General features: G+C 68.3%; 8 protein-coding genes. 2 read left to right on the forward strand and 6 right to left on the reverse strand.

Annotated elements, in window-relative coordinates; all coding sequences use genetic code 11:
* Positions 1 to 86 precede the first annotated feature (86 nt).
* From AC3WT0_RS19645 to AC3WT0_RS19655, 3 genes are all read right to left on the reverse strand, one after another.
* The gene (locus tag AC3WT0_RS19645) at positions 87 to 1,340 is read right to left on the reverse strand and encodes a cytochrome P450 (protein ID WP_492755097.1); all 1,254 of its coding nucleotides are present in this window, start codon (positions 1,338 to 1,340) and stop codon (positions 87 to 89) included.
* 74 nt (positions 1,341 to 1,414) lie between these two features.
* Positions 1,415 to 2,623, reverse strand: coding sequence for an ABC transporter permease (locus AC3WT0_RS19650; protein ID WP_492755098.1), 1,209 nt, complete (start codon positions 2,621 to 2,623; stop codon positions 1,415 to 1,417).
* Positions 2,620 to 3,525 (reverse strand): ABC transporter ATP-binding protein, encoded by a 906-nt coding sequence (locus AC3WT0_RS19655; RefSeq protein WP_492755099.1) that lies wholly within the window; start codon positions 3,523 to 3,525, stop codon positions 2,620 to 2,622. The genes AC3WT0_RS19650 and AC3WT0_RS19655 overlap by 4 nt, the downstream gene beginning before the upstream one ends.
* A 61-nt stretch (positions 3,526 to 3,586) precedes the next feature.
* On the opposite strand from AC3WT0_RS19655, the gene queG reads away from it, so the two are divergent.
* On the forward strand, positions 3,587 to 4,708 hold the full coding sequence (gene queG, locus AC3WT0_RS19660; protein WP_492755100.1) for a tRNA epoxyqueuosine(34) reductase QueG: 1,122 nt from the start codon (positions 3,587 to 3,589) through the stop codon (positions 4,706 to 4,708).
* Here queG and AC3WT0_RS19665 read toward each other — a convergent pair whose 3' ends face one another.
* Both AC3WT0_RS19665 and AC3WT0_RS19670 read right to left on the reverse strand, forming a co-directional pair.
* The gene (locus AC3WT0_RS19665) at positions 4,709 to 5,086 is read right to left on the reverse strand and encodes a hypothetical protein (protein WP_492755101.1); all 378 of its coding nucleotides are present in this window, start codon (positions 5,084 to 5,086) and stop codon (positions 4,709 to 4,711) included.
* Positions 5,083 to 5,757 carry an EI24 domain-containing protein gene (locus tag AC3WT0_RS19670; RefSeq protein WP_492755102.1) on the reverse strand — a complete coding sequence of 225 codons (675 nt, stop codon included), beginning with the start codon at positions 5,755 to 5,757 and terminating at the stop codon, positions 5,083 to 5,085. The genes AC3WT0_RS19665 and AC3WT0_RS19670 overlap by 4 nt, the downstream gene beginning before the upstream one ends.
* Positions 5,758 to 5,859: 102 nt before the next feature.
* Between AC3WT0_RS19670 and AC3WT0_RS19675 the strand changes: the two genes are divergently transcribed.
* A complete protein-coding gene (locus tag AC3WT0_RS19675; RefSeq protein WP_492755103.1) occupies positions 5,860 to 6,861 on the forward strand; it encodes an adenosine kinase in 1,002 nt (333 codons plus the stop codon).
* Between the two features lie 76 nt (positions 6,862 to 6,937).
* Here AC3WT0_RS19675 and AC3WT0_RS19680 read toward each other — a convergent pair whose 3' ends face one another.
* Positions 6,938 to 8,476, reverse strand: coding sequence for an amino acid permease (locus tag AC3WT0_RS19680; RefSeq protein WP_492755104.1), 1,539 nt, complete (start codon positions 8,474 to 8,476; stop codon positions 6,938 to 6,940).
* Positions 8,477 to 8,698: the final 222 nt, after the last annotated feature.

The following is an 8,698-nucleotide window of genomic DNA, read 5'->3' on the forward strand; positions in this document are numbered from 1 at the left end:
CCCCCACCCGGCCTCCCACAGAATATCCTGGATGGGAGGCCGGGTGGGGGAGCGGGCCGGTGCCGCCCTTGCCGACGCAAATCAGGTCAATACCGGCTCAGCTCCACCGGCAGCTTGCGATAGCCGTTGACGAAGCAGGCCGAGACGCGGACCGGCTCCTCGAGCACGTTCACGCGCAGGCGGCGCTTGGCCAGTTCCTCGAGCAGGATCTGGATCTGCAGCTCGGCCAGCCGCGCGCCCACGCAGCGGTGGATGCCATAGCCGAACGCCAGATGGCGCCGTGCATTGGGGCGGTCGACGATCAGCTTGTCGGCATTCTCGAACACGCTTTCGTCGCGATTGCCCGAAATATACCAGAGCGCCAGCTTGTCGCCCGCGCGGATCTTCTGCCCCTCAAGCTCGGTGTCGACCAGCGCGTTGCGGCGCATATGCGCCAGCGGCGTCTGCCAGCGGATGATCTCGCTCACCGTATTGGGGATCAGCTCGGGATTGGCTTCCAGCTTGGCGCGCTCGTCGGGGAATTTGTCGAGCGCATAGATGCCGCCGGTCATCGAATTGCGCGTCGTGTCGTTGCCGCCGACGATCAGCAGGATGAGATTGCCGATGAACTCGCCGTCATCCATGTGGCTCATCGCCTCGCTGTGGATCATCATCGAGATGAGATCGGGCGTCGGCGGCTGATCGATCTTGGCGTCCCACAATCTTTTGAAATAGCTGGCGCATTCGAACATGTGCCCCAGCCGCTCCTGCCGCGTCTCCGGGCTGTGGACCAGCTCGATATCGCCCGCCCAGTCGGACCAGAAGGTCAGCTTGCGGCGATCCTCCCACGGGAAGTCGAAAAGCAGCGCCAGCATCTGCGTGGTGAGTTCGATCGAGACGCGATCGACCCAGTCGAAACGCTCGCCGACGGGAAGCGCGTCGAGAATCTCGGCGGTGCGGTGGCGGATGTCGCCCGACATGCGGACCATCTCGCTCGGCGTGAAAGCCGGGGCGACGGTGCGGCGCTGCTCGGTATGCTTGGGCCGGTCGCGCGCGATGAACATCGGCATCTGGTAGTCGTCGGCGATGCGGTCGGCGAGGGTGATGCCGCCGGCCTCCGACGAGTAGATTTCGGGCAGCGACTCGACATGGACGATCGGCTTGTAGGTCGTCACCGACCAATAGGGGCCGAACGCCGAATCCTCGCAATAATAGACCGGCGATTCGGTGCGCAGGCGGCGAAACGGCTCATGCCACCGATGCTCGCGATAGAGTTCCGCGCGGCTGACATCGAGCGGATCGGTGCCGCCGGCGGGCCGGGCATGAGTGGTTAGGGGTGCGTCCTGCGCAAGCGTCGCCATTGACAGAGCCTCTCTCTTGCGGCCGCCTTTTGGCGGTCCTGACACTGTCTAGACTGACACTGCTTACAAGAATGTCAATCTCCGGCGGGCGCGGCCTCTGCCCGGTCCGCCCGGACATGCCCGCCGCCGCCCGACTTGAGCACGCCGCGCCTGAACAGCCGCGCGCCGATCGCGATGCTCAGCGCCACCCACAGCAATTGCCAGGCAATGGCGATCAGGTGCGGCGCAAGCCCGGGCTCCGCCATCGCGCGCGCCGCCATGGCAAAGGGCGAGCTGAACGGCACGATCCGCGCGACGGTGGCGATCGTGCTCCCGGGGTCGCCCGCCGCCGCCGAAGCGAGGCCGAACATGCCGACCTGAAAGAAGGTGATGGGCAACGACAGCATCTGGATTTCGCGCATCGTCCCCGCCTGCGCGCCGACGCCGAGGAAGACGGCGCCGAGCAGCAGGAAGGCGAGGGTGAAATAGATCAGGAACAGCAGCGCGAAGGCCGGCGCGCCCACCGCCGGGGTCGCCTCGCGCAACAGGTCGACGCCGCCCGGCAGGTGCGCCAGCCCCAGCCCGGCGATCGTCGCCCAGAAGGCGATGAACAGCATCGCGACGCCGAACATGCCGATCAGCTTGCCGAAGAATACCGATTCGAGCGGGACGGCGGCGGCGAGGATCTCGATCACCTTGTTGCCCTTCTCCTCGGCGAGCATGCCGACCGACTGGCCGGCGAGCAGCAGCGTCAGGAAGAACATCACGAACACCGCGCCGAAGCCCGACGACTGGCGTCCGCGCGGCGACACGCTCTGGTCCTTATAGTCGACGATCCGGGGCGCGACCGCCGGCGCACGCGCCTCGCGGGCAAGCGCCGCCAGATAGGCCCCGGCGCGCTCCTCGCCCGCGCGGCGGACGATGACCGGCTTGTCGAGCGTGCCGCCGAGCCCGGCAAGCAGCTCGGGGCCGCCGTCGCGCAGGATCGCGCGAAGCTGCGTCTCCGCGTCGCCGGTCGGCGGATGAATAGCCAGCAGCGGCGGCGTATCCTGCCCGCTGACGGCCGCGCGCAGCACGGCATCGGCATCCTTCGCCCGCGCCGCCTCGCCGGCATTCAGGGCGATGGCGACATGCGCCCGCGCTGCGCCGCCCTCGGCCATCTGCGCCGCGCCCAGCCCGCCGATGGTCGCGAAGCCGATCATCAGCAGCGGCCCGAACAGGAAGAGCAGGAAAGTGGGCGTGAAGACGATCGCGGTGAAGTCGCGCCGCGCGATGACGAGGCTCTGCCTGAGGAACCGGATCATCGCGCCGCTCCGTTGACCACGGCGACGAAGGCGTCGTGCAGTCCCGGCCGCTCGATCGAAAGCCCGGCCACGCCGTGGCCCTGCTCGATCAGGCGCAGCAGCAGCGCCTCGACGCCTTCGGGAGGCACGACGAACTCGAAACCGTCGCCGACCGGCACCGCGTCGGCGGGCAGCAACGCGCCGACGGCCGCGCCGCCTTCGCGCGGCACGAAATGAGCGCGCATCGGCAGCAGCGCGCGCGCCTCGTCGACGGTGCCCTCGAAGCGCACCTTGCCGCCCGCGATGATCGCCACCCGGTCGCACAGCCGCTGGGCGTGCGCCATGACATGCGTCGAGAACAGGATGGTCGCGCCCCGGTCGCGCTCGGCGCGGATCAGCGCTTCCAGCCGTTCCTGATTGACCGGATCGAGACCGGAGAAAGGCTCGTCCAGCACCAGCAGGTCGGGCCGGTGGACCATGGCGCCGAGCAGCTGGACGAACTGCGCCATCCCCTTGGACAGGCGCCTGACCTTCTGCTCGGTGGCATGGCCCAGCCCCGCCGCATCGAGCATCTCGATCGCGCGGGCGCGCCCCGTCTTCCAGTCGAGCCCGCGCAGCGCGCCCATGAAGGCGATCGCCTCGCGCGCTTTCATCGAGGGATAGAGCCCGCGCTCCTCGGGCAGATAGCCGATGCGCGTCGCGGCGGCGCGCGGATGGGCATGGCCCAGCACCAGCCTTGCGCCCTCGTCGGGGTCGATGATGCCCAGCATCATGCGCAGCGTCGTCGTCTTGCCCGCGCCATTCGGGCCGAGCACGCCGTAGATCGTGCCTTTGGGGACGGCGAGATCGACATGGTCGACCGCAATCCTGTCGCCGAAACGCTTGACGAGCGCGGTGGCCGATAGCGCCAGTTGGTCGTTCACGCCTGCCAGTCCCCGTCGCGCAACACTGTCCCCCACCCCTCGCGGGTGGTAGCGGTGACATGTGCACAGTGACAAGGCGGCTCTTAAAAAGGCGTTGAAGGCGGAGGCGGAACGATTGGGTTTCGTCGCCTGCGGCGTCGCACGCGCCGAACGCAGCGGACTTCCCGGCGACCGGCTGATGGACTGGATCGGCGAGGGCATGCACGGGCAGATGGACTGGATGGAGGATCGCGCCGAACAGCGCGCCGCCCCCGCCGCGCTGTGGCCCGATGCGCGCTCGGTGATCGCGCTGGGGATGAGCTATGCCCCCGCCGAGGATCCGATGCGCCTCGCCGTCGAACCCGCAATCGGCCGCATCTCGGTCTATGCGCAGGGCGGCGACTATCATGATGTCGTCAAACGCAACCTGAAGGCGCTGGCGCGCTGGCTGGTCGCCAAGGCGGGCGGCGACGTGAAGGTCTTCGTCGATACCGCGCCGGTGATGGAAAAGCCCGTCAGCCAGCTCGCCGGGCTCGGCTGGCAGGGCAAGCACACCAATCTCGTCAGCCGCGATCATGGCAGCTGGCTGTTCCTCGGCGCGATCATGACGACGCTCGATCTCGCGCCCGACGACGTTGCGGAGGATCGCTGCGGGTCGTGCGACACCTGCCAGCGGGCCTGCCCGACCGATGCCTTCCCCGCCCCCTACCGGCTCGATGCCCGGCGCTGCATCTCCTATCTGACGATCGAGCATAAGGGGCCGATCCCGCACGAATATCGCGTCGCGATCGGCAACCACATCTATGGCTGCGACGATTGCCTCGCCGCCTGTCCGTGGAACAAGTTCGCCGCGTCCGCCGCCGCGAACAAGGCCTTCGCCCCGCGCGCCGAGCTGGCCGCGCCCGATCTCGCCGATCTGCTCGCGCTCGACGATGCCGGCTTCCGCCGCGTCTTCGCGGGCTCGCCGATCAAGCGGATCGGGCGCGACCGGATGGTCCGCAACTGCCTGATCGCCGCCGGCAACAGCGGCGATGCGGCCCTTGTCCATATCGTCCGGCGCCTGCTTGAAGATCCCGCGCCGGTGGTGCGCGGCGCGGCGGTCTGGGCGCTCGCCCGCCTCGATCCGCAGGGCCTGCCCGAAGCGCGCGCCCGCCATTTACCCGGCGAGCAGGATCCCGACGTCCGCGCCGAATGGCTCGCCTGATTATTTCCCGCCCTGCCGCCGGACGAGCGCCGAGACGCAGCTCGCCCGGTCGATGTCGCGGCCGTCGGGCTGGCGCGCGTCGATATATTTGACCACCGGCTCCGCGCCCGCGTGCGGCGGGTAGAGATAGGCGTCGAGCACGCAGATCGCGCTCGCATATTGCATCTTGCGCGCGCTCGCCTCGCGCACGTCGAGGTCGGGCTTGCCGAACAGCGCCTGCAATTGCCCAGCCGTCTGCCCCATCACCCGCTCGAGCCCGCTGAGGTTGTAGCTGGGCGGCTGGATGGTCGGCGCGGGCGGCGGCGCCTTCGTCACCGGCACGGTGGCGCAGCCGCCAAGCAGCAGCGCGCCCATCGCAGCCGCGGTCCCTTTCGTCATGTCCGTCCCCCATGGAAGCGATGCGTCGCCAGCGCCGCGCCGAGGACCGGCGCAAGCAGGTTGAGCGCAGGAACCACGAACAGCAGCGCGACGACAAGCCCGATCAGCGCGCGGCTCCCACGCGTCGTCGCAAGCCAGTCGCGCATCGCCCGGCGATCGACATGGCGCGCCGCGACCATCTCGCCCAGATCGCGGCCAAGCAGCAGCGCATTGACCGCGATGAACACCAGGGGCGCGCCGACTCCCGTCGCGAGCAGCAGCAGATAGAGCGGCAGCGCGACGATATTGAGCAGGATCGCGCGCGCCGCCGATTTCAGCCCCATCGCCAGCGCGCGGTGCAGCCCCACCGGCCGCGCGCGCGCTGCGTCCTCGGGATAATATCGCCGCTCGACCGCCTCGACGATCGCATCGGCGAACAACCCCACCACCGCGACCGCGACGGCGCGGAACAGCAGCCAGAAGCCGAGCAGCGTCAGCACCACCGCCGACGCCGCCGCGATCCCGCCCGAATAGCCGATCTTCTCCCAGTCGAGCAGCGCCTTGACCCCGAAGCCCAGCCCCACGCCGAGCAGCAGGAAGATGAGCAACGTCAGCCCCAGCGAACGCAGCAGCAGGCGCAGGATCACCGGGTCGCCAAGCTGGCGGAAGGACAGGATCAACGCACGCGCCATCGCCCGCCCAGCCTGCGCACCGCGCCCTTCGGCGGTCAAGATTTGACGCGCGCGATCTTGGCGCTATGCGGGCGGCAATTCCGAACCATCCAGGGGACCATTGTGGCCGCAGCCAAATATGACGTCGTCGCCATCGGCAACGCGATCGTCGACGTCATCGCCAAGGCGGATGACGCCTTCATCATCGCCGAGAATCTCAAGAAGAACACGATGCAGCTGCTCTTCTCGACCGAGGCCGCCGAGGCGCTCTACGCGAAGATGGGGCCGGGGATCGAGGCGAGCGGCGGTTCGGCCGCAAACACCGTCGCGGGTCTCGCTGCGCTTGGCCGCACCTGCGGCTTCATCGGCCAGGTCGCCGACGATCAGCTCGGCCAGGTCTTCGCGCACGACATCCGCGCGCTGGGCGTCGCCTTCGACACGCCGATGCGCGCCGAGACCGATCCGTCGACCGCGCGCTGCCTGATCCTCGTCACGCCCGACGGGCACCGCACGATGAACACCTATCTGGGCGCATCGCAGTTCCTGCCCGAATCGGCGCTCGACCGCGATCTGATCGCCGACGGCGCGATCCTCTATCTCGAAGGCTATCTGTGGGATCCGGAAGAGCCGCGCGCCGCGATGCGCGCCGCGATCGACATCGCCCACGCCGCCGGCCGCAAGGTCGCCTTCACCCTGTCCGACACTTTCTGCATCTCGCGCCACCGCGGCGATTTCGTGAAGCTCATCGAGAATGGCGATATCGACATCCTCTTCGCCAACGAAGCCGAGATCACCTCGCTCAACGAGACCGAGGATTTCGAGGCGGCGGTCGCGAAGACGGCGGCGCACGTGCCGCTGCTCGTCGTCACCCGTTCCGAACATGGCGCGATCGCGATTGCCGATGGCGAGCGTTTCGCGGTGCCGGCGGCCCCCGTCGCCGCCGTGGTCGACACGACGGGCGCCGGCGACCTCTTCGCCGCCGGCTTCCTTGCCGGCCAGGCCGAAGGCCGCACGATCACCGACAGCCTGACGATGGGCGCGCTCGCCGCGGCCGAGATCATCTCGCATTTCGGCGCGCGTCCCGAGGCCGACCTGAAGGCGCTGGTCGCCGCCAGGCTGGGCTAACTCCTGATCAGTCGCGCATAAGAAAAGGGGCGCCGGGAGATGATCCCGGCGCCCCATTCTGTTGACACCTTGCCGATCAGTGCGGCGGCTGCGGCATCGGTGGTGCATCGGCATCGAGCTCGTGCACTTCCACCGATCCACGGCCGACATGGCTGCGGCTGCGCCCGTAGAAGAAATAGACGATCAGCCCCACCGCGCCCCAGGCCGGAAGCACGAGGATCGCGATCAGCGGCAGGTTGAGGTAGAGCCCGACGCAGCCGAGGATGGCGAGCGGCGCGACCACGCCGACCAGCGGCGTGCGGAACGGACGCTTGCGCGTCGGGTCCTTGCGCCGCAGCACCAGCACCGACACCGCGACCATCGCGAAGGCGAAGAGCGTGCCCGAGTTGGAATAGTCGGCGAGCTTGCCGACTGGCAGGAAGGCCGAGGCCAGCATCACGACGATGCCGGTGAAGACCGTCACGATATGCGGCGTCTTGAAGCGCGGATGGACGCTCGCCAGCTTCTCGGGCAGCAGGCCGTCGCGCGCCATGACGAAGAAGATGCGCGTCTGGCCGAACATCATCATCAGCACGACCGAAGGCAGCGCGATGAACGCCGCGAGACCCAGCAGGTTGCCGATCTTGACCCAGCCGATGCTGCGCAGGACGTGCGCCAGCGCTTCCTTCGAACAGGACAGCGGCTCGGTCACCCCGCTCGCGACGATCTGGGCGCAGCGCGCGGCCAGCTCGGGCGTGCCGGGCGAGAGCACCGATCCGTCGAGCGCGCGCACCGGCTGCGCACCGAGCGTGCCGATCGCCCCCGCCGAGACGAGCAGGTAGAATATGGTGCAGATCAAGAGGCTGCCGATCAGGCCGATCGGAACGTTGCGCTGCGGATTCTTGGTCTCCTCGGCGGCGGTCGAGACCGCGTCGAAGCCGACATAGGCGAAGAAGATCGACGACGCCGCGCCGACCACGCCGATCGTGCCCCAGCCATTGGGGACGAACGGAATGAACTGGTCGGACTTGAGCACCGGCACGGTCAGCGCGATGAACAGCGTCAGCGCCGTCACCTTCACGGCGACGAGGATCGCGTTGACCCGCGCGCTCTCGGTCGTGCCGAGGATCAGCAGGCCGGTGACGAGGCCGGAGATGACCACGGCGGGCACGTTGATGATCCCGCCCTGGCTCGGCCCCACCGCCAGCGCGGTGGGTATGGTTATGTCCAGACTGTTGTTGAGCAGCCCGACGAAATAGCCCGACCAGCCGACCGCGACGGCGCTTGCGCCCACCGCATATTCGAGGATCAGCGCCCAGCCGACCATCCAGGCCAGCAGCTCGCCCATCACCGCATAGGTATAGGTGTAGGCCGAACCCGCGACCGGCACCATCGAGGCGAGCTCCGAATAGCAGAGCGCCGCGACCGCGCAGACGAAACCGGCGATGATGAAGCTGATCATCATGCCCGGCCCCGCCTTCTGCGCGGCTTCGGACGTCAGCACGAAGATGCCGGTGCCGATGACGGCGCCGACGCCGAGCATGGTGAGCTGGAAGGCACCGAGCGAGCGATGAAGCCCTTTCTTCTCGGCAGTTGCTAATATGGCGTCGAGAGGCTTGACGCGCTCAAAGATCATAAAACCAATCCCCTGGACCCTGCGGCATTCCTTGGATTGCCGCCCCTTTTACGAAGCGGTGGCGAGCCTAACCGCTAATCCGCCGCGCGCAACTTTATTGTCATGCTTGCCGTCGCGCCGAGAGTCCGTTCGGAATGCGCCGCAGGCGCATTTCGCGGCGCCAGCCCGCTCCCCCACCCGGCCTCCCACAGAGTGTATCCTGGATGGGAGGCCGGGTTTGTT

Source organism: Sphingomonas sp. EU05-FHT14C10 (assembly GCF_058790595.1).